The sequence below is a fragment of the Gordonia sp. UBA7860 genome, assembly GCF_002500165.1.
In the GTDB taxonomy this organism is placed as follows: Bacteria; Actinomycetota; Actinomycetes; order Mycobacteriales; family Mycobacteriaceae; genus Gordonia; species Gordonia sputi.
Genome location: NZ_DLSO01000076.1, coordinates 1 through 20,547 on the forward strand (window position 1 = coordinate 1; position 20,547 = coordinate 20,547).

Consider the following 20,547-nt stretch of genomic DNA (forward strand, 5'->3'; position numbering starts at 1 on the left):
ATCAGGAGGATCCGGCGATCGGCAAGCTCTACTCGGTTCTCCTCGCGGGCGAGTTCGCCGCATTCCACCGGCTGATCGACGAGTCGGCGATGGCGCCCGACGTGCAGGGGCGTATCAACATCGCGCGCATGGTTGCTTCGGAGATCGCGCACTTCGAGAACCTGTCCGAACAGGTGAGCCGATACGGCATCGACCCGGCCGAGGCCGTGGTGCGCTACAGCGGGGTGTTCGACGAGTACCACCGCGTCACCAATCCCAAGACCTGGTACGAGGCGCTGGTGAAGGCATACATCGCCGACGGCCTGGCAGCCGACTTCTACGCGGAGGTCTCCGGTGCTCTGCCCGCGGGACCTCGCGCGGTGGTCGCCGAGGTGATGTCGGCGACGGGCAGTTCGGCATTCGCCCGCGACGAGGTGCGCAAAGCCATCGACGCGAACCCGGCTCTGCGGTCGCCGCTGACGCTGTGGGGACGCCGCCTGCTCGGCGAGGCCATCACACACGCGCAGTGGGTGCTCGCGGCTGAGGAGGAGGTCACCGACCTGCTCTTCGCGGGCGCGGCGTCGTTGCAGGGCATGGCGGGATTCTTCGACGTCGTCGCCGACCGACACAGCGCACGCATGGCCGACCTCGGGCTCGGCTGAAACACTCCGATCCGCCGGTTGTTCGGGTTCGTTCGCTGTCAGCGGAGCGGGTGTCCGTGTCGAGCAACCCTGCACTAGCCTTATGCCGAAGGCATTGCATCAGTGCGGGAGTCGTGCACGACGACTCGCCTCACACATCAGTCGCGCGAGCTCCGCGCGACATCGCCAACGGAAGGGTGGCCATGTCCGTCGAAGTGAAGATCGGCATCACCGACAGCCCGCGAGAACTGTCCATCCAGTCGACGCTCAGCGGCGACAAGGCATTGGCCGCTGTGGAGTCCGCCCTCTCGGGCAAGGAGTCGTTGCTGTCGCTGACCGACGACAAGGGTTCACGGTTCCTGATCCCGGTCACCAAGATCGCCTACGTCGAGGTCGGCAGCTCGGAGACGCGGCGCGTCGGATTCGGGAGCTGATCGCTCGAGAAAGCCAGTCCCGGCCCCCGACGGTCCTATCGACCGGAGGGGGCCGGTCGGCATTTCGCGCTACTCGGTCCCGCCGGATTCGCCATGTTTCGGCACGTGCGACAACCCGCCCCAGAGCAGCGCGACCGTGGTGTCGACCGCTTCGCTCTTGGCAATGGGGCGCTTGGCCTCGAGCCAGTATCTGGCGTTGACCTGACTCGCGCCGACCAGTCCGGCCGCGAGCATCCGTGAACGGTACGGGTCGAGTCCTGAATCGTGCATGACAAGCCCGTAGACGGCGTCGACACAGGCCTCGGTCGCGCCCTCGACCCGACGGATCACCGCGGGATCCAGGGCGTCGGACGAGAAGATCAGCCGATAGCCGGAATTGTCCTCATCGATGAAATTGAAGAATGCAGCCACCGCAGCCCGGACGCGCTGGCGGTTGTCGGTGGTGGTGAGCAACGCGTTGTTCACGTCGGTCACGAGCTTCTCGGCGTGCGAGTCGACGACCGCGATGTAGAGGTCGAGTTTCGACGGAAAGTGTTGGTACAGAACGGGTTTGCTGACCCCTGCGTGGACTGCGATCTCGTCCATGCCCGCCGAGTGGTAGCCGCGTTCGACGAAGATCTCGCTGGCGGCGTCGAGGAGTTGTCGCCGCCGTGCGCTGCGGGGCATCCGGGTCCCGTTTCTGGTACCCGATGACGATGCGTTGGCGCTAGGTGGCATGGATATAGGGTACTCGGGCCTCCCCACAACGTGACCGGGGTCGCACCCTTTGTCGACTGTCCGGTGTCGCGCAGGTGGCTCACGGGTGGATGGGTGCCGTTGGCCTCCCCGGATTGAGTGGGTACCTGTGAGAAAGTTGTCCGTGTGAGCCACACAGACAGTGGGCCCGAACAGTCGGGGGACGACGTCGACCCATCCCGTCGGGGCGGCGCATCGACACGTCGGGTCAGGGCAGGGGACGCGGTGCCGCGTGCTGCGCGTGAGTCGCGTTCGCAGCAGCGGGCGGCGCGATCATCGGTCGAGGACACCACCCGGATCGAGACGATCCGGACCGGCGCGGCGTCGAACTCGGGCGCACGTCCGCGGTCGCGTCCGCTGCCGGATCAGCCGCTGCGTGCGCGCTGGGATCCGACCGACGACAACGGCAGGGCCAGGGTCGACCGCGACGCTCAACCGGAGCGGAAGAAGCAGAGCGCACTCGGTCGCTTCGTGTCCACCTATGGGTGGCGCGCCTATGCCATTCCGGTCCTGATCATCCTCACCATCGTGCTGATCGTGGTGACCGTGCGAGACGACGATTCGAGCTCGGATGCGTCGAGTTCCGACGTCACGCCCGCGGCTCAGCGGAACACCAACGTCACCAAGGAGACCAAGCCGGTCGGCGCCCCGACGTCGTCGATCAAAGACGTCTCGCTGCCTGCCGGAACGTTGCCCGACGGGGGTCCGTACACGCAGCAGGGTAAGAAGACCTTCCACGTCGTCCCCGGTTCCGGAAAGCAGATCGGTACCGGACCGCAGGTGTACACCTACACAGTCGAGGTGGAGGACGGCGTCGCGCCGTCGGATTACGGCAGCGATCGCACGTTCGGCAAGATGGTCGACGCCACGCTCGCCAACAGTCGGAGTTGGATCGGCGACGGCAAGGTCGCGTTTCGACGCATCGCCGACGGCGAGCCGGATCTGCGGATCTCGCTCAGTTCACCGGGTACCGCGCGGGAACTGTGTGGATACCAGATCAAACTCGAGACGTCGTGCTTCTATCCGCCCGACAAGCGGGTGACCATCAACGAGGCCCGCTGGGTGCGTGGTGCGCTCTCCTACGAGGGCGACGACGTCGCGTATCGGCAGTACCTCATCAATCACGAGGTCGGCCACGGCATCGGCTACGAACACCACGAACCCTGTAAACACAACGGTGCGCTGGCGCCGGTGATGATGCAGCAGTCCTTCGGGGTCGCGAACTCCCAGATCATGGCGCTCGACCCCGACATGGAGGCCGACAAGACCTTCGTGTGCAAGCCGAACCCCTGGCCGTTCCCCGACAGGTGAGCCACTCCTCGTCGTGCTGTCCCGTCGAGCCGTCGGGAATGCCCGTGTGAGGCGAGTCGTTGTCTGGGTGAGTTGGTTTTCCTTTTCAGACGGTTTTTCTTAGACGGAGGCGTCCACGTGTCCCTGCCACCGCTTCTCGCACCAGCGGCAGAACTCTCCAATGACGAAGTAGCCCGCTACAGCAGGCACCTGATCATTCCCGACGTCGGGATGGACGGTCAGAAACGGTTGAAGAACGCCAGGGTGCTCGTGATCGGCGCCGGGGGTCTCGGTTCGCCGACGTTGCTCTACCTGGCGGCAGCGGGTGTGGGAACCATCGGCATCGTCGAATTCGACGTCGTCGACGAGTCGAACCTGCAGCGACAGGTCATCCATGGGCAGTCCGACATCGGTCGGCCGAAAGCCGAGAGCGCCCGTGACTCGATCCAGGAGATCAACCCCTACGTCACCGTCAACATCCACGACGAACGCCTCGAGCCCGAGGGTGCGATCGAGCTGTTCTCGCAGTACGACCTCATCATCGACGGCACCGACAACTTCGCGACCCGCTACCTGGTCAACGACGCCGCGGTGCTCGCGCACAAGCCGTACGTGTGGGGATCGATCTATCGGTTCGAGGGCCAGGCGTCGGTGTTCTGGGAGGACGCACCCGACGGACGCGGCATCAACTATCGCGACCTCTATCCGCAGGCGCCGCCGCCCGGGATGGTTCCCTCCTGCGCGGAGGGCGGCGTTCTCGGCATTCTGTGCGCGTCGATCGGCTCGATCATGGGTACCGAGGCCATCAAACTCATCTGCGGTATCGGCGAGCCTTTGCTCGGCCGTCTGATGGTCTACGACGCATTGGACATGACCTATCGCACCATCAAGATCCGCAAAGACCCTGAGGGCGAACGCATCTCGGGACTCATCGACTACGAGGAGTTCTGCGGTGTGGTGTCCGACGAGGCCGCGCAGGCGGCCGACGGGTCGACGCTCACTCCGCGTGAGCTCAAGGAGCGTCTCGATTCCGGCGAGAAGCTGGCGCTGATCGACGTCCGCGAGCCCGTCGAATGGGACATCGTGCACATCGACGGTGCCACGCTGGTCCCGAAGGGCGACATCCTCTCCGGTACGGCGCTCGCACAGATCCCGCAGGACCGTCCGACGGTGCTGTACTGCAAGACCGGTATCCGGTCGGCCGAGGCGCTCGCCGCGTTGAAGCGGGCGGGTTTCTCCGACGCCACCCATCTGCAGGGTGGGGTCACCGCGTGGGCCAACCAGGTCGACAAGGAGCTGCCGGTCTACTGAGCGTCGTTCGTCGCAAGTCCCGGCGCGCCACGCGTCGCTGCAGCACATACGACGTTGCGCTCGGTAATCTCTGCAGACGTGCAGAATCCGCAACCGCCCGATCACGTGCTCAACACGTTCGGGCTCACCTCTCACCCGCCCATCGCCATGGGCGACACCTGGGTGGGCGGCTGGCGGGTCGGCGAGGTGGTGCTGTCCCTCGTGCCCGACCACGCGCGGGCAGCCTGGTCGGCGTCTGTGCGCGAGAACCTCTACGTCGAGGGTCTGCGGATTGCGCGGCCGTTCCGCGCGACCGACGGGCGGTACGTCGTGTCGGGGTGGCGTGCGGACACCTACATCGCCGGATCTCCTGAACCCCGACACGACGAGGTGCTCGCCGTAGGTGACCGTCTGCACGAGGTACTCGCCGACCTCGAACGTCCACGCTTTCTGTTGCAGCAGCCCGCGCCGCCGCACACCGACGTCGACGTGTTCGCCGCGGCCGACCGCGCCGCCTGGGAGGACGTGCCGTTGCGTTCGGCGCGCGCCGCCGGAATGAGCGAACCGAGGTCCGACGACGGCATGCGCAGCGTCGACATGCTCAAGACTCTCGGGACGCTACGCAAGCCTGTCGACGTGCCGTCGCAGGTGGTGCACGGCGACCTGTTCGGCACAGTCCTTTTCGCAGGTGCGGCCGCGCCCGGGATCACCGACATCGTGCCCTACTGGCGTCCTGCTCCGTGGGCATCGGCGGTCGTCGTCGTCGATTCGCTCGCGTGGGGTGGAGCCGACGACGATCTGGTGCAGCGGTGGTCCGACCAACCCGAATGGGCGCAGATGATGTTGCGCGCCACCATGTTCCGGCTCGCGGTCCACGCCCTGCACCCGCGCTCGACTGCCGGCGCGCTGCCGGGACTCGCGCGGGTCGTCGACATCGTGCGGATGATGCTCTAGCGGCGTTCTCGGCCGCAGCGCCACGTCACGGCGTCGGGATCTCCCAGCGGCAGTCGCGCAGCGCGACGCGGTCGTCGCGGATGGGTACGCCCTCGGTGCGCAGTCGTTCCAGTTGACGCGTCGCCAGGTGTGCGGCGGGGCGCCCCGACGCCGGAACAACCCGATGCCACGGCAGGTCGGCGGTGTCGGTGCGCATGATCCAGCCGACGATGCGCGGCGACGAGAGTCCCGCTGCGGCCGCGAGGTCGCCGTAGGTGCTCACCTGGCCTACCGGGATTGCCGCGACGAGCTCGCGCACCGCTTCGACGTCGGCCTCGCTGATCTTGGCCAACGGCTCCTCACTTGCCTTCGGGGAGCAGGCCTGCGCCTTCACGAATGAGTGTCGCGCACAGGTCGGGTTCGAGGAACGGCACCATGTGTGCGCAGTCGGCGTGGTGGACGGTGACGTCCGGGCGTTCCGCCGCGCAGGCGTCGAGGAATGCTCGACCGACGAACGGAGGATCGACGCGGTCGGCGACGACGACGTCGGTCCCGACGCCTCGCGGTGGCAGGACGAACGGTCGGGCCATCTCGCTCCACGCTGTCGCCGCGGCGGGCTCGCTGATCCGCCACCCGACCCGGCCGTGTGGACGGTCGACGAGATGCTCGTCTAGTTCGCGATCGAGGTCGTCGGTCGGAACGTCTGCCCATCCCTCGGACAGCTTTGCGGCACGTGCGGCGTCGGCGTTGGCGTAGTCCCAGTTGTCGAGGCTGTCGGTCGAGACTTCGAGCGCGAACACCGGGTCGAGGCCCTGTGCGGGGTCGAGAAGGATGAGCCGACGGACCTGGTCGGGCATCCGGGCTGCCAGGCGTACGGCGATGGCACCACCGAACGAGTGACCGACCAGCACGAACGGTTCGTCGGCGCCGAGCTGTGTCTCGACAGCCGTGGCGACGGCGTCGACATGGTCGTCGAGGCCCCACGGTGGCCGCCACGGCGACCTGCCGTGCCCGAGGAGATCGGGTGCGATCACGCGGAGCTCGGGAATGCTGCTCGACGCGAAGTGTTCCCATCGTCGACCGTGGCCGGTGAGACCGTGCAGAGCGACGACCGCCTGGCCATCAGGAGGACCGAAGACGTAGGTGTGCAGCGGAGCCATGAACTCATCATGCCCCGCGTCGTATCCGTTTCAGTGCGCGCCACCCCGACTGCTCGCCGGGGTGGGGAACTCGTGAGAACGGGTGTCGTAGGCGCGTGATTCGATGGACTCGTGGCTCGACGACAAGGGGGGCCGAGACAGTCCCGGACAAACGCACCCCGTACACGACACCCCCGTGAGGGGCAGGGGGGCGGCACTGCGCTGCGCACCCATCTCGTCGCGTCGACCACTGATTCCGATGGCGCGCAGGGCGCCGGGCGGCCGAGGGTCTGGCCGGCGCAGGTGCAGGCTGTGATCGACGGCGCGGCACCGGCCTCTGGCGACGGCTCCGGCTGGCAACCGTGGCGGGTGCACGGCGGGCCGGGAACCGGCAAGACGTCGCTCGTCGTCGACGCCGCTGTCGCGCGGTTGCTGTCTGCCGATACGGACCCCGAGTCGATCCTGGTGCTCGCGTCGAGCAGGCGTGCGGCGGTCGCACTGCGCGAACGGATCACCCGCAGGGTGCTGGCTGAGTCGGGTGGCTTCGGAACGGGGGCAGGCGGCGCGTTGCGCGAACCGCTCGTCCGCACGATCCACTCGTACGCGTTCGCCATCCTGCGGTTGCAGGCGAGCGCGCACGGCAATCCGCCGCCCCGTCTGATCACCGGTTCGGAGCAAGACGTCGTGCTGCGCGAACTGCTCGCGGGCGATATCGAAGACGGTGCGGGCTACTGGCCGAAGCTGCTACGTCCCGCGCTGGGCACCGACGGCTTCGCGCAGGCATTGCGCGACCTCATGATGCGGGCTGCCGAGCGTGGCGTCGGCCCGGAAGAACTCGCGTCGCTCGGCCGCACACATCGCCGACCCGAATGGGTCGCCGCGGCGCGGGCATACGCACAGTACGAGCAGAACATGCTGTTGCGCGGGGCCGTGGGGCTCGCGACTCCCGGTGCGTCGGCGCCCGCGGTCGACGCCGCCGAGCTGGTCGGGTCGGCGCTGTCGGCGTTCGCGACAGATCCCGAGCTCCTCGCGGGTCAGCGCAATCGCATCCGGCACCTGATCGTCGACGACGCACAGCACCTCGACCCGCAGGCAGCAGAACTCGTCCGACTCGTCGGCACCGGAACCGAGTCGACGATCATCGCCGCCGACACCGACCAGTCGATCTTCGGATTCCGTGGTGCGAGTCCGCGTTTCGCCGACGGACTGGCCGATCCAGGATCCGAACGCGACGTCGTGCTGAGCGAGGATTTCCGTTCGCACCCCGACATCGGCGAGGTCGGCCGAGCGCTCGCGTCGCGGCTCCCCGGTGCCCGGCCGCATTCCTATCCACGGGCGTCGGCAACGGCGGACGACGACGCAGGCGCGGCGGTCAGGGTGTTCTCGTCGGCGGCCAAGGAGGCGACGGCCGTCGCCGACCTGCTGCGCCGCGCCCACCTGTTCGAGGGTGTCCCGTGGTCGGACATGGCGGTCATCGTGCGCTCTGTGCACCTGGCATTGCCTGCGCTGCGTCGAGCGTTCCGATCCGCGGGCGTCCCGCTCACGACGCCCACCTCCGATCTGCCGATCCACCGGCAACGTTCCGTTGCGGCGCTGATGACGGTGCTGTGCGCGGTCGCGGCGCGCTCGGATGCAGCAGAGGTAGCTCCTTCTCCCGACGAGACGTTCTCCATCGACGACACCGTCGCGTTGCTGACCGGCCCCATCGGAGCTGCCGATCCGGGCGCGATGCGCCGACTGCGTCGTGGTGTGCGCAGGTGCGACGAGAAGGCGGAGCGTGACGCATCCTCGGCCGGAGATGTCGCGGGTGAGGCTGCGGCGCAACGTGATTCGTTGACATCGTTGCGGGAGGCACTGCTCGACGACGAGGTCGCGCAGCGTTACCTGCGCGCGCTATCCGACGCCGAGGCCGCACCGTTGCGGCGCGCGCTCGACGTGATAGCTGCAGCGCAGCGGGCTCATGGTGCCCGCCGCGGCGTCGAGGAGACCCTGTGGGCCGCGTGGCAGGCGAGTGGGCTCGAGCGTCGGTGGGTCGGCAGCGCGATCAGGGGTGGGCCCGCAGGTGAACAGGCCGACCGCGATCTCGACGCGATGATGGCGATGTTCGAGGCGGCGGGCGACTTCGCCGACACGCTCCCGTCTGCGGGGCCCGCGGCTTTCGTGCACTACTTGAGCCAGTTGCAGATCCCCCGCGATTCCCGAACCGCTTCTGCGGCAGCCGATTCGGTGACGGTCCTGTCCGCGCATGCTGCGGCGGGCCGCGAGTGGGAGGTCGTCGCTGTCGCGGGTGTCCTCGACGGGCTCTGGCCGTCGCTGCGGAGTCGGGGCAGCGTGCTCGCCACCGCTGAGCTCGTCGACCTGCTCGACGGCGTCGCACCAGACGGGATCGACGTCGTCACGCGTGGTGCCGGGGCACTCGCGGACGAGCGGCGTCTGTTGCTCGTCGCGTGCACGCGGGCGCGGCGTCGACTTCTCGTCACAGCGGTCGAGGACGGTAGCGGCGACGCATCGCCGTCGAGGTTCGTCGCCGAGATCGCGGCGGCGCTCGGTGGCGAGTCCGACACGGACGCAGATGCGCCGCAGGTCATGGAGGGCGTCGCGCTCGATCCCGGCGTCGACCGTGTGCTGTCGCTTCCGTCGTTGGTGGCCACCCTGCGGTCCGTGGTCATCGCCGGTGCGCAGGAGCCAGAACTCGACGAGCGCACCAGGGCGGCCGCCGAACTCCTTGCCACACTTGCCGATTCCGACATCCCGGGAGCGCACCCGCGTGACTGGTTCGGTCTGGCAGAGGTGAGCACCGATGCGCCGCTGTGGCGCCCCGACGACGGGCCGATCACTTTGTCGCCGTCGAATATCGAGAGTTTGAGCAGGTGCTCGCTGCGCTGGCTGCTCGAACGCAACGGTGGGCGCGACGGCGATGCGACACCCGCCATCGCGGGCAGCCTGGTGCACACGCTCGTGCAGGCGGTTGCGGGCAACATCGACCCGGCCGAGGTGACCGGCGCGTTGCGCGACATCTGGGAGCGCGTCGACACCGGAGCGGCGTGGTACTCGGCGCACGAGTTGGAACGAGCGGAGGAGATGCTCACCAATTTCCGTGACTGGCTGCGTATTTCGCGCGACGAACTGCGGGAGCGTGGTGTCGAATCGGCCATCGACGCCACGGTGCCCGGCGTCGACGACGATCCACCGGTGCGGCTGCGTGGTCGCGTCGACCGACTCGAGGCCGACTCGTCGGGCAGGCCCGTCGTCGTGGATGTGAAGACCGCGAAGACCGCGGTGTCGCGCGCCGATGCCGAGGAGCACGCACAGCTCGCCGCCTACCAGATGGCGCTTGCGCACGGCGGTGCGGCGCAGTTTCCGCCCGACACCGACGGCACGCTCGAACCCGGGGGTGGGCGCCTGGTGTTCGTGTCGGCGAACAATACGTCGACGGGCGCGGCCGAGCGTGTCCAACCTCCGCTGACACCGGAACTGCTCGATGAGTGGATCGGTGTGGTGCGGTCGGCGGCCAAGGCGAGCGTCGGGCCGGTGTTCGACGCGACGCCTAACCCTGGCTGCGCGCACTGCGCACTGCACACGAGTTGTCCCGCGCAGTTGCGTGGCAAGGCGGTGATCGATGACTGACGTCGATGTGCGGCGCGCGCGTGTCTCCGCGACTTCGCTTGCCGCAGCGCTCGGATTGCCCTCGCCGACACCCGAACAGGTCGCGGTGATCGAGGCGCCGCTGGAACCGCTGCTCGTGGTCGCCGGTGCCGGTGCGGGCAAGACCGAGACCATGGCGTCGCGGGTCGTGTGGCTCGTCGCCAACGGGCTGGTCTCACCCGACGAGATCCTCGGACTCACGTTCACCCGCAAGGCGGCCAGCGAACTGGGCGCCCGCATTCGGCGTCGACTCTCGATGCTCGCGGGGTCGCCAGCCCTGGTGAACTGGGACCCCGACGGCATGCTGGCCGCGCGGCTGCGTTCGGCCGACCCCGAGGTGAGCACCTATCACGCGTACGCGGGCAGGCTCATCGCCGACTACGGGCTGCTGCTGCCCGTCGAACCGAGTTCGACGCTGCTGAGCGAGACCGAGCTGTGGCAACTCGCGTTCTCGATCGTGTCGAACTGGACCGGCCCGTTGCACACCACCAAAGTGCCCTCCGGCGTGACCGAGGCAGTGCTGCGGTTGCACGGCGAGATGGCCGAACATCTCGTCGATCTCGACACGCTGACCGCGTGGGGCGACGACCTGCGGTCGATGGTCGACACATTGCCGCCCGGCCCGAGGCAGCGTGCGGCGCCGAGCAAAGACCTCGTCAAGATCCAGGAGGTCATCGACGAACGCCGTGAACTGCTGCCGATGGTGGCGGCGCTGCGCGACGCGATGCGTGAACAGTCCGCACTCGACTTCGGCAGTCAGATGTCGCTGGCCGCCCAACTGGTGCAACGCAATCCGGACGTTGCGGCGGGTGAGCGGCGGTCCTTCCGTGCCGTGCTGCTCGACGAGTACCAGGACACAGGCCATTCGCAGCGAATCCTGTTGTCGACGCTGTTCGGTGGTGCGGGTACGAAAGCGTCTGGAGGCGAACGTGTTCCGACGGTCGCTGTCACGGCGGTCGGCGATCCGATCCAGTCCATCTACGGCTGGCGCGGCGCGTCGGCGGCCAACCTTCCCCGCTTCACCGCCGATTTCCCGCGCTCCGACGGCAGGCCGTCGGAGCGGCTCGAGCTGCTCACGAGTTGGCGCAACCCCTCGCACACGCTCGAGCTCGCGAACCGGACCTCGGAAGAGTTGCGGCGCAGGGGAATTCCGGTCAGCGTGCTGCGCCCGCGACCCGACGCGCCGTCGGGAACGGTCTCGATGGCCCTCACCTCGACGGTGGTCGACGAGCGGGCATGGCTGGGGGAGGCCATCGAACGTCACTACCGTGATGCCGAGCGCGACGGCGTCGACCCGCCGACCGTCGCGATCCTGGTGCGCCGCAACGAGGATTCGGCGCCGTTGGCGGACGAACTCGAGAGTCGGGGAATCCCGGCCGAGGTGATCGGTATCGGCGGGTTGCTCCACGTACCGGAGATCGAGGACGTCGTCGCGACGCTGCGGTTGATGGCGGATCCGATGGCCGGGACCGCAGCGATGCGACTCCTGACCGGCGCGCGCTGGCAGTTGGGCGCCGCCGACATCGCCGCACTGTGGCGGTGTGCCACCAACCTCGCCGCCGACGCCTTCGCGGCATCCGGTGGTGCTGTCACCAGCCGCGAAGAACTCGACGCCGCGCTCGACGCCGTGCTGCCGACCGAGGTCGTCGACCGTGCCGGAATCGCCGACGCCGTCGTCGATCCGGGCGATCCGGAGGCGTACACACCGCAGGGATACGCCCGTATCCGGGCGTTCGGCGCGCAGCTCGAGGCGCTGCGCAGGCGCATCGGCCAGCCGCTGCCCGAGCTCGTCGCCGACGTCGAGAACACGATCGGTGTCGGCATCGAGGCTCAGATCAGGGCTCGTCGCATGCGCGGTGCGATCACCGGACGCGAACATCTCGACGCCTTTGCCGAGTACGTCACCGCGTACGCCGACCGTCCCGGCGCGAATCTGCCGGGCCTGCTGGCCTTTCTCGACACCGCCGAGACCATCGAGAAGGGACTCGAGCCCGGCAGGATCGAGGTGGCCGAGCAACGCGTCCAGATCCTCACGGTGCATGCGGCCAAGGGGCTCGAGTGGGATGTCGTCGCGCTGCCGCACGTCGCGGCACGGATCTTCCCCGGTGGGCGGGCCGATACGACGTGGATGCGCAGCGCCAAGGAGTTGCCGGGACCGCTGCGTGGCGACCTCGCGGAACCGGGGACGGGGGAGGGCTTCCCCACCTTCGACCTCGCAGCCGCGGGCATCAGCAACCGCAAAGAACTCGCCGAGGCGCTGACTCTGCACAAGGAGGCGATCGACGAGCGCAGGCTGGAGGAGGATCGTCGACTCCTCTACGTCGCGTTGACGCGAGCGCGCCACGATCTGCTCGTCTCGGCGCATCACTGGAGCGAGACCGGCGACAAACCGCGCGGCGGGTCGGAATTCTTCGACGAGCTCGTCGCCATCGTCTCCGACGCCATCGCCGACCCTGCCGTCGATTCCGAGGGCCTCAGCATCGACGAGCTCGCCCCGCCACCGGAAGACGGTGCGACGAACCCGTTGGCCGAGCAGACCATTCGTGCGCCGTGGCCCGCGGATCGGCTGGGTGCGCGTCGCGAAGGAGTCGACGCGGCGGCCCGACTCGTCCTCGATGCGGTCGCCGCGCGCAGTGCTCCGGCGCTCTTCGACGCACCCGCCGACAGCGGCACCGAGTCGGCGGCACACGGGCAAGACCCTGAGACCGCAGAAGAATCCGAGATCGCGCAGTGGAGAGCGGAGGTCGACGCCCTGCTCGCCGAGCATTACCGAGGCAACCAGGCCTTCGTCGACGTCGCGCTCCCGACGCACCTGTCGGTCAGCCAACTCGTCGAACTCGACTCGGACGAAAGGGAATTCGCACGACGACTCCGCCGTCCGACGCCGTTCCGGCCCAATCCGACGGCACGCCGCGGTACCGCTTTCCACGCATGGGTGGAGCGGTGGTTCGGTGCGACGCGGCTGCTCGATATCGACGAACTACCGGGTGCCGCCGACTCGTCGGCCTCGCCGGACGCCGACCTCGACGCGCTGCGCGAGGCGTTCCTGGCGTCGAAGTGGGCGTCGCGCAATCCCAGCGAGGTCGAGGTCCCGTTCGAGACGGTCATCGGCGACACGGTGATCCGCGGCCGGATCGACGCGGTGTTCGCCGAACCCGACGGCTCGTGGGTCGTCGTCGACTGGAAGACGGGTGCGGTACCCGGTGGTCGGCGTGACGGGGCGTCGAACGACTCGACCGTCGGTGGTGCGCAACGAGAATCCGTCGACATTCAGCTCGCCGCCTATCGGATTGCGTGGGCGCAGCTCGCAGGTGTTCCGGTGGATCGGGTGAGCGCTGCGTTCCACTACGTCCGGCACAACTACACGCTCGAGCCCGAGGTGTTGCCCGACCATGACGATCTCGTCGCGCTGCTCGCGCGAGAGTCGGATCAGTGATACACCTCCCGGATGCATTAGATTCACACCCTGTGAAGCAAAGGTGGTTCGGCTGATGCGCGGACGCGGATTCCGACGTCGATGGCGGGGCGAGGAGCTGTCCGACGGCCCCGACTACGCACTCGTCGGCGTCGTCCGTATTCCGGAGCTCAAGCAGAGTCCGGCTCGGGCCATCGGGCGTCGGGTCATCTTCGCGGTAGTCGCGCTGTTCTTCACGGCCGTTCTCGTCTACGTCGACCGCAGCGGCTACCGCGACGTTCAAGATAACGAGCTCTCGTTTCTCGACGCGATGTATTACTCGGCTGTGACGTTGTCGACCACCGGCTACGGCGACATCACTCCGTTCAGTCCGTCGGCTCGCCTGCTCAACCTGCTGATCATCACTCCGCTACGCGTGCTGTTCCTGATCGTGTTGATCGGTACGACGCTCGAGGTGCTGACCGAGCGGTCCCGCCAAGCTCTTAAAATCCAGCGCTGGAGGAACAACTTGCGCAACCACACCGTCGTCATCGGGTACGGCACCAAGGGTCGTAGCGCGGTCGACGCGATGATCGGCGACGGCATCAAGCCGGCCGAGATCGTCGTCGTCGACAACAACCCGGGAGTCCTCGAGCATGCGGAGGCCGACGGTCTCGTGACGGTTCGCGGCGACGCCACGAAGTCCGACGTGCTGCGGCTGGCGGGTGTCGCGCACGCCGCCAGCATCGTCGTGGCCGCCAATCGCGACGACACCGCCGTTCTCGCCACGCTCACGGCGCGCGAACTCAACCCGCGCGCGAAGATCGTCGCGTCGATCAGGGAGTCGGAGAACACGCACCTGATGCGGCAGTCGGGTGCGAACTCGGTGGTCGTGTCGTCGGAGACTGCGGGCAGGCTCCTCGGTATCGCGACCATGACGCCGTCAGTCGTCGAGGTGATCGAGGACCTGCTGACTCCCGACGCCGGGTATGCGATCGCCGAACGCGAAGTCGATCCGACGGAAACGGGAGGCTCGCCCGCCCACACCCGCGACATCGTCCTCGGCGTGCTGCGTAACGGTGTGCTGCACCGCGTCGACGACAGCGAGGTCGAGCAGATCGAGGCGGGCGACCGGCTGCTGTACGTCCGCAAGGGCGCGGGCGACTGAGGTTCGCCACCGGCGAGTGAGTCAGGGTAGAACAGTCTTCATGGGCGCCTTTGTCTTCGACCAACCGCCGCTGCTGTCTCGAGGCACGTTTGACCGTGCCGACGAGGTCCGCGACGAACCCGACCGTATGCTCGCAGGCTGGCCGACAGCGCGCGTACTTCGCATCGATACCGGCGGTCGCTATCCCGTCGAGCCCGACGGGGCGCTGCGGTGGGTCGACAGTTCTGAGTTCGGAGACGAGCCTCCGGCCGATGCGGTCTTCCTCGCACACACCGACACCGACCTGTGGACGATCAGGGTCGAAGCACTCGACGGCAAGACCGCCGATCCTCGACGCGGAGCCTCCCGACTCGACGCCGACGAGGCCGGACTCCTGGCCACCGCGCTCGGTATCTTGAACTGGCATGCGACAGCACGGTTTTCACCCGTCAACGGCTCCCCAACCGTCCCGGCACGTGGCGGTTGGGTGCGTCGCAATCCGGAGACCGGCGTCGACGAGTTCCCGCGCACCGACCCCGCGATCATCACCGTCGTCCACGACGGCGCCGACCGAATCCTGCTCGGACGTCAGGCCGTCTGGCCCGACCGGTGGTACTCAACGCTCGCGGGCTTCGTCGAACCGGGAGAGTCGTTGGAGCAGTGCGTGATCCGAGAGGTTCACGAAGAGGTCGGGATCACCGTGACCGAGCCGCGATACCTGGGATCGCAGCCGTGGCCGTTCCCGAGATCACTGATGCTCGGTTTCTCCGCGCTCGGCGACCCCGACGAACCGCTCCAGTTTCTCGACGGTGAGATCGGCGACGCGCAATGGTTCACGCGCGCCGAGGTACTTGACGCGCTCGACCGCGGCGACGAATGGCTGCGGGGCATGCCCGAACCCGACGTCGCCGACGACGAGGACGCCCCTCGACTACTGCTGCCCGGCTCGATCTCCATCGCGCGGGCGCTGGTCGAGGCCTGGGCGCGTACGCCCGCCTGACCGGGCCTGTCTCAGACGCCGAGCTTCTTCTTGACGTCGGTGATCGACGGGTTCGTGGCGGTCGTTCCGTCGGCGTACTGGACCGTCGGGACCACGTGGTTGCCGCCGTTGACGCTGCCGACGAACTCTGCGGCGTCGGGGTTGCGCTCGATGTCGATCTCGGTCCACTCGAGGCCCGAGCTGCGCAGGGCCGTCTTGAGTCGCGCGCAGTAGCCGCACCACGACGTGGTGTACATCGTCAATGCGGCGGGGGTCTGATTCTCAGATGTCTCGCTCATGGCATCCACAACACGAACTCGTCGGCGCGTGTTCCCGACCTGTCTCCACTGTGAGGGTGTGGCGCGCTTGTGGACAGCGGTGAACGGGCCCGCGTCGGCGTCGTATCGGGGTGCCATAGTGGAACCCGTGTCCGACAGCCCCTCATCGCCCCGCGCACGTGACCGCAGCATCCTCGACGGACTCGACCCCGAGCAGCGGGCCGCAGTCCTCGCGCCGCGCGGTCCGGTGTGTGTGCTGGCGGGTGCGGGTACCGGCAAGACGCGCACCATCACGCGACGCATCGCGTATCTGATCGATCAGGGGCAGGTCAATCCCGGTCAGGTGCTCGCCGTGACGTTCACGGCGCGGGCGGCGGGGGAGATGCGCGGCAGGCTGAGGTCGCTCGGCGTCGGCGCCGGCGGTCCGAGCGTGTTGGCGCAGACGTTCCACGCTGCGGCCATGCGCCAGCTCCGCTACTTCTGGCCGCGCGCGTTCGGCAGTGCGTCGTGGGAGCTGCTCGACAACAAGTTCCCACTTGTCGGACGTGCGGCACGCAAAGCCGGACTCGACAGTTCCACCGACACCGTGCGCGACCTGATGTCGGAGATCGAGTGGGCCAAGGCGTCGCTCATCGGACCCGAGGACTACGTCGCTGCCGTCACCCGTGCCACCAGAGAGACGCCCGCACCCGCCGCGCAGGTCGCCAAGGCGTTCGCCGCCTACGAGGACGCCAAGGTCTCACCCGACGGCGACCGCCTCCTCGACTTCGACGACCTCCTCATCTACATGACGACGATCATCGAGTCCGACGCCGGGCTTGCCGACGAATTCCGTTCGCGCTACCGGTGTTTCGTCGTCGACGAGTATCAGGACGTGACGCCGGTGCAGCAGGGTCTGCTCGACGCCTGGCTCGGTCCCCGCGACGACCTGACCGTGGTCGGCGACGCCAACCAGACGATCTACACGTTCACCGGCGCCACACCGAAGTACCTTCTCGATTTCGGCCGCCGATTCCCCGACGCCACGCTTGTGCGCCTCGAACGCGACTACCGGTCGACGCCGCAGGTGGTCAGCCTCGCCAACCGGGTGATCGGGGCTGCGCGTGGGCGGATCGCCGGGACGAGACTGCAACTGATCGGACAGCGCGACGCCGGACCCGAACCCGAGTTCGCCGAATACGACGACGAGCCGAGCGAAGCGTCGGCCGTCGCGTCGGCCATCAAGCGTCTGATGAACTCGGGTGTACCCGCCTCCGAGATCGCGATTCTCTACCGAATCAACGCACAGTCGGAGAATCACGAGCAGGCGCTCACCCAGGCGGGCATCCCGTACCAGGTGCGTGGTGGCGAGGCGTTCTTCACCAGGGCTGAGGTCCGTCAGGCCATGCGGCAGCTCTCGCTCGTGGCGCAGCGGGGAATCCGCGACGACGTCGAACTTGCCACGGTGGTGCGATCGGTCCTCGGCGAGCTCGGCATGTCCGACGACGAGCCGACGGGTGCGCAGGCGAAGGCCCGCTGGCAGTCGCTGCGTGCGCTGTCCGGGCTTGCCGACGACATGCTTGCCGACAATCCCGCCCTGACACTGCCCGAGCTCGTCGCAGAACTCGACGCGCGGTCGCAGGCTCGGCACCCACCAACCGTCCAGGGCGTCACGCTGTCGTCGCTGCACGCGGCGAAGGGCTTGGAATGGGATGCGGTGTTCCTGGTCGGACTGACCGAGGGATCGCTGCCGATCAGTCAGGCCATCAAGGGATCGTTCGACGACGTCGAGGAGGAGCGTCGACTCTTCTACGTCGGCGTCACCCGAGCCCGCGAACACCTCCACATCTCGTGGGCGATCGCCCGCAACGAGGGTGGTCGTGCGCGACGTCGTTCGCGATTCCTCTCCGATCTCGTGCCCGACGACTCGCCCGCGTCGCGTATCGCGCCGGCGTCGAAGCGAGCACCGCGGAAGGGCCCGACGTGCCGGGTGTGCGGGTCGCGGTTGCTCGATTCGACTGCGACTCTGCTCGGCCGGTGCGCCGATTGCCCGTCGGATCTCGACGAGGGTCTGCTCGTGGCGCTCAAGGAGTGGCGCCGGACGCGAGCGGACTCGAAGAAGGTTCCCGCCTTTGTCGTCTTCTCCGACAAGACATTGCTCGCGATCGCAGAGCAGCGGCCGACGGATTCCGCTGCGCTGGTGTCGATCTCGGGCATCGGTGCCGCCAAGCTCAACGAGTACGGCGAAGAGGTCATCGAACTCGTCAAAACCGCAGGTCAAAAATAGGTTGTGCGCTCTACGGCGAACCGAATAGTCTGGTTCGCGTCAGCACGGGAAGGTCACCGGCACATTCATGTGTGCCACGACCCCTCGCGAAACCATCGAGACCGAAAGGAGTGGATCAGTGAACGGAATCGCCAACGCAATCGTGATTGCGAAGACGATCGCAGCGATGCCAGATGCTCATCGCATCACGCACCATGCGCCGCGCGCATACGCCGTCAGTGACCACGCCTGGCGTGCTGCAGACCTGCAGCCCGCACAGTGTCTCGGTGCCACCGGTTTCCCACCGGCAGCACCGGTAGCGAGCACTGCCGCAGCGAAGCGAGCGATGCAGCGATTCCCCGTACTGACTCGGGATCTCTCCACGTAGGAGGGTTTCGACAGCCACAACGGCCACGGGTGAATCGCACAAGGCGACCCGTGGCCTTTCTCGTGACGGATCACCGAACCACCACACCAGTGGATCGGCAACTCCCATCACGTCGAGGCCGAGGGCCATCGCCACAGACGATGACCAACCTCGAACAGATGTGGAGTACCAGATGACCGTCGAATGTGTTCTGGAGTCCTGTATCTCGGCGGACCGTGAGGTCGCTGCCGGGAACGCGCTGAGTGCCGCACCGGCACTCACCGCCTCGACCCTTCCGTGCCAGGAAGCCGACGCCGACCTGTGGTTCGCCGAAGACCCCCGTGACCTCGAGCGTGCCAAGGCGATGTGTGCCGACTGCCCGCTGCGGGCGCAGTGCCTGCAGGCTGCGCTTGATCGTGCCGAGCCATGGGGCGTCTGGGGCGGCGAGATCTTCGAGCGTGGTGCCGTGATCGCGCGCAAGCGCCCCCGCGGCCGCCCGCGCAAGACCGCGGCCTGACATGGATGGACACGACCCACGCGGCCCCGCCTCATGCGACACGACGTCGCAGATGGCGGGGGCCGCGTTGCGTTCTGGCTGACCTGCGACGTGGTGCGTCGGTCACCGTGGGGGACGCGCGGTCAGGGTCGCGCGCGAAAGCGGACCGCCCACTCGTTCGTCTCGACCTCGACGTCGGTGAAGCCCGCTGCGTTGAGTCGCTCGGCCAACGTCGCCGGATCGACCGGCACGCAGACGTCGCCGGCGTGCAGCGCGCGAAAGTCCGGGCTATCCCTGCTGTCGGAACCCGCGAAGACGCCGTCCGCGGTCAAGAGTCGACGCGCCTCCGCGAAGATCGCGTCCTGAAGTTCTGTCGATGGCACGTGATGCAGCATGGTCAGACACACGACGGCCGTGTAGCGCGAGCCTTCGAGTCCAGATGCCGTGCCATCGGCGTGGATGACAGTCACGTCGTCTGCCTCGGCGAAACGATCGGCAAGCGCCGCAGCCAGCGCCTCATCGACCTCAACCGCGGTCAGGTGTTGAGTTCTCGTACGCAGGATGTCGGTGGTCAAACCCGGTCCGGGGCCGAATTCGACGGCATCCGAACCCAATTCGACGTCGTCGAGCGCCCACGGCACGATCCACTGTGACAACGCATCTGCCCACTCGGTGCTCGCGCACAACTCCAGATGCTCCTTGTTCATCACCGCATCATCCCGCAAAGCCTGCCGCCACAGGAAGACTCCGTCAGCGTGGGTATCTGGTCAGCGCGGCTATGTGGTCACCGTGGGTAGGTGGTGATTGTTTCGCCTGTGCGGGTGCTGGTCCAGGTGATGGAGAGGTCGGTGTGCATGGTGGGTGTCCAGAAGCCGAGGTGTTTGCGTTGGTGGTCGGGTCCGCAGAGGGGGACGAGGTTGAACAGCACGGTCCAGCCGCCCGCGTGGGGGTCGGCGTGGTTGAACTTGACCAGGTGGTCGAGTTCGGTGTGTTCGGCGGGTTTGCCGCATTCGGGGTAGCGGCATACCCCGTGCAGGGCGATGACTTGTTGGCGTAGCCGGTCGGGTGGTCGGTATCGCAGCGCCCATGGTGGTGGTGCTGGGTAGCCGCCGTGTCCGGTGGGGTCGGCGGGAGGTGCGGGATTGTCGGGCAGCTCCCATGCGGCGAGGTTGGATTCCATCGCGGCGAGGTTGAGTCCTGGCGAGGTGAGGTTTGCTGCGGTGAGGTCGGGAAACGCGACGGGTCGTGCGATGACGCCTGCGGCGAGTTCGGCTGCGTGGGCGGGGTCGATCACGCCGAAGCCGACGAGCCGGGGAACCGCGACGCCGGCGGGATCGATGAGTACTTCCAGCGCCGTCTGTTGTGCGGGCTCGGCTGTCGGCTCTTCGGCATGGTGCTCATCGCAGGTCGCGCTGTCAGCGGCCACCTCTGCGTTGGCCTCGCCGGTGTTGGGCAGATCCTTCTCGGGTGCCTCGTCTGCGTCAGTCACACCTGCGTCGGCCTCGCCGGTGTCGGGCTGGTCGAGCGGTGCTGTGTCGTCGAATGGTGCTGTGTC

At 67.7% G+C, this 20,547-nt stretch carries 18 protein-coding genes; 12 read left to right on the forward strand and 6 right to left on the reverse strand.

All coding sequences use genetic code 11. The features are described from left to right. Together B3T59_RS09875 and B3T59_RS09880 are read left to right on the forward strand one after the other, a co-directional pair. The coding region (locus tag B3T59_RS09875; RefSeq protein WP_287002137.1) for a ferritin-like fold-containing protein at window positions 1-641 on the forward strand (641 nt) is incomplete at its 5' end. Between the two features lie 182 nt (window positions 642-823). Beyond that, on the forward strand, window positions 824-1,054 hold the full coding sequence (locus tag B3T59_RS09880; protein ID WP_005203675.1) for a DUF3107 domain-containing protein: 231 nt from the start codon (window positions 824-826) through the stop codon (window positions 1,052-1,054). Between the two features lie 69 nt (window positions 1,055-1,123). Here B3T59_RS09880 and B3T59_RS09885 read toward each other — a convergent pair whose 3' ends face one another. After that, entirely contained in the window at window positions 1,124-1,771 is a 648-nt protein-coding gene (locus B3T59_RS09885) for a TetR/AcrR family transcriptional regulator (protein WP_039854783.1), read from the reverse strand. A gap of 144 nt (window positions 1,772-1,915) precedes the next feature. Between B3T59_RS09885 and B3T59_RS09890 the strand changes: the two genes are divergently transcribed. From B3T59_RS09890 to B3T59_RS09900, 3 genes are all read left to right on the forward strand, one after another. Next, on the forward strand, window positions 1,916-3,100 hold the full coding sequence (locus tag B3T59_RS09890) for a DUF3152 domain-containing protein (protein ID WP_373278527.1): 1,185 nt from the start codon (window positions 1,916-1,918) through the stop codon (window positions 3,098-3,100). Between the two features lie 117 nt (window positions 3,101-3,217). Next, window positions 3,218-4,390 carry an adenylyltransferase/sulfurtransferase MoeZ gene (moeZ, locus tag B3T59_RS09895; RefSeq protein WP_005203671.1) on the forward strand — a complete coding sequence of 391 codons (1,173 nt, stop codon included), beginning with the start codon at window positions 3,218-3,220 and terminating at the stop codon, window positions 4,388-4,390. A gap of 78 nt (window positions 4,391-4,468) precedes the next feature. After that, window positions 4,469-5,323 (forward strand): TIGR02569 family protein, encoded by an 855-nt coding sequence (locus B3T59_RS09900; protein ID WP_005203669.1) that lies wholly within the window; start codon window positions 4,469-4,471, stop codon window positions 5,321-5,323. A gap of 25 nt (window positions 5,324-5,348) precedes the next feature. On the opposite strand, the gene B3T59_RS09905 is transcribed toward B3T59_RS09900, so the two are convergent. Both B3T59_RS09905 and B3T59_RS09910 read right to left on the reverse strand, forming a co-directional pair. Next, the gene (locus B3T59_RS09905) at window positions 5,349-5,654 is read right to left on the reverse strand and encodes an MGMT family protein (RefSeq protein WP_005203667.1); all 306 of its coding nucleotides are present in this window, start codon (window positions 5,652-5,654) and stop codon (window positions 5,349-5,351) included. Window positions 5,655-5,661: 7 nt separating this feature from the next. Next, window positions 5,662-6,462, reverse strand: a complete 801-nt coding sequence (locus B3T59_RS09910) for an alpha/beta fold hydrolase (RefSeq protein WP_065181061.1) — start codon at window positions 6,460-6,462, stop codon at window positions 5,662-5,664. A gap of 201 nt (window positions 6,463-6,663) precedes the next feature. On the opposite strand from B3T59_RS09910, the gene B3T59_RS09915 reads away from it, so the two are divergent. The 4 genes from B3T59_RS09915 to nudC are packed head-to-tail and all read left to right on the forward strand — an operon-like array spanning window position 6,664 to window position 15,627. After that, entirely contained in the window at window positions 6,664-10,068 is a 3,405-nt protein-coding gene (locus B3T59_RS09915; RefSeq protein ID WP_376782665.1) for an ATP-dependent helicase, read from the forward strand. Next, entirely contained in the window at window positions 10,061-13,522 is a 3,462-nt protein-coding gene (locus tag B3T59_RS09920; RefSeq protein ID WP_005203660.1) for an ATP-dependent DNA helicase, read from the forward strand. The genes B3T59_RS09915 and B3T59_RS09920 overlap by 8 nt, the downstream gene beginning before the upstream one ends. Before the next feature lie 55 nt (window positions 13,523-13,577). Beyond that, entirely contained in the window at window positions 13,578-14,648 is a 1,071-nt protein-coding gene (locus B3T59_RS09925) for a potassium channel family protein (protein WP_005203658.1), read from the forward strand. Between the two features lie 40 nt (window positions 14,649-14,688). Next, complete coding sequence (nudC, locus tag B3T59_RS09930; RefSeq protein ID WP_287002139.1) at window positions 14,689-15,627, forward strand: NAD(+) diphosphatase; 939 nt, start codon at window positions 14,689-14,691, stop codon at window positions 15,625-15,627. A gap of 11 nt (window positions 15,628-15,638) precedes the next feature. On the opposite strand, the gene B3T59_RS09935 is transcribed toward nudC, so the two are convergent. Then, complete coding sequence (locus tag B3T59_RS09935; protein ID WP_049698979.1) at window positions 15,639-15,905, reverse strand: mycoredoxin; 267 nt, start codon at window positions 15,903-15,905, stop codon at window positions 15,639-15,641. A gap of 127 nt (window positions 15,906-16,032) precedes the next feature. Here B3T59_RS09935 and B3T59_RS09940 point away from each other — a divergent pair, with 127 nt between their 5' ends. From B3T59_RS09940 to B3T59_RS09950, 3 genes are all read left to right on the forward strand, one after another. Continuing rightward, window positions 16,033-18,150 carry an ATP-dependent DNA helicase UvrD2 gene (locus B3T59_RS09940; RefSeq protein WP_267626142.1) on the forward strand — a complete coding sequence of 706 codons (2,118 nt, stop codon included), beginning with the start codon at window positions 16,033-16,035 and terminating at the stop codon, window positions 18,148-18,150. Window positions 18,151-18,268: 118 nt separating this feature from the next. Beyond that, window positions 18,269-18,517 (forward strand): hypothetical protein, encoded by a 249-nt coding sequence (locus B3T59_RS09945; protein WP_267626141.1) that lies wholly within the window; start codon window positions 18,269-18,271, stop codon window positions 18,515-18,517. Between the two features lie 172 nt (window positions 18,518-18,689). After that, window positions 18,690-19,013 carry a WhiB family transcriptional regulator gene (locus B3T59_RS09950; protein WP_039854811.1) on the forward strand — a complete coding sequence of 108 codons (324 nt, stop codon included), beginning with the start codon at window positions 18,690-18,692 and terminating at the stop codon, window positions 19,011-19,013. A gap of 122 nt (window positions 19,014-19,135) precedes the next feature. Here B3T59_RS09950 and B3T59_RS09955 read toward each other — a convergent pair whose 3' ends face one another. Together B3T59_RS09955 and B3T59_RS09960 are read right to left on the reverse strand one after the other, a co-directional pair. Further along, window positions 19,136-19,699 (reverse strand): class I SAM-dependent methyltransferase, encoded by a 564-nt coding sequence (locus B3T59_RS09955; RefSeq protein WP_005203644.1) that lies wholly within the window; start codon window positions 19,697-19,699, stop codon window positions 19,136-19,138. 77 nt (window positions 19,700-19,776) lie between these two features. Then, window positions 19,777-20,547 (reverse strand): HNH endonuclease signature motif containing protein (locus B3T59_RS09960; RefSeq protein ID WP_287002140.1); only part of this gene is annotated, 771 nt, incomplete at its 5' end.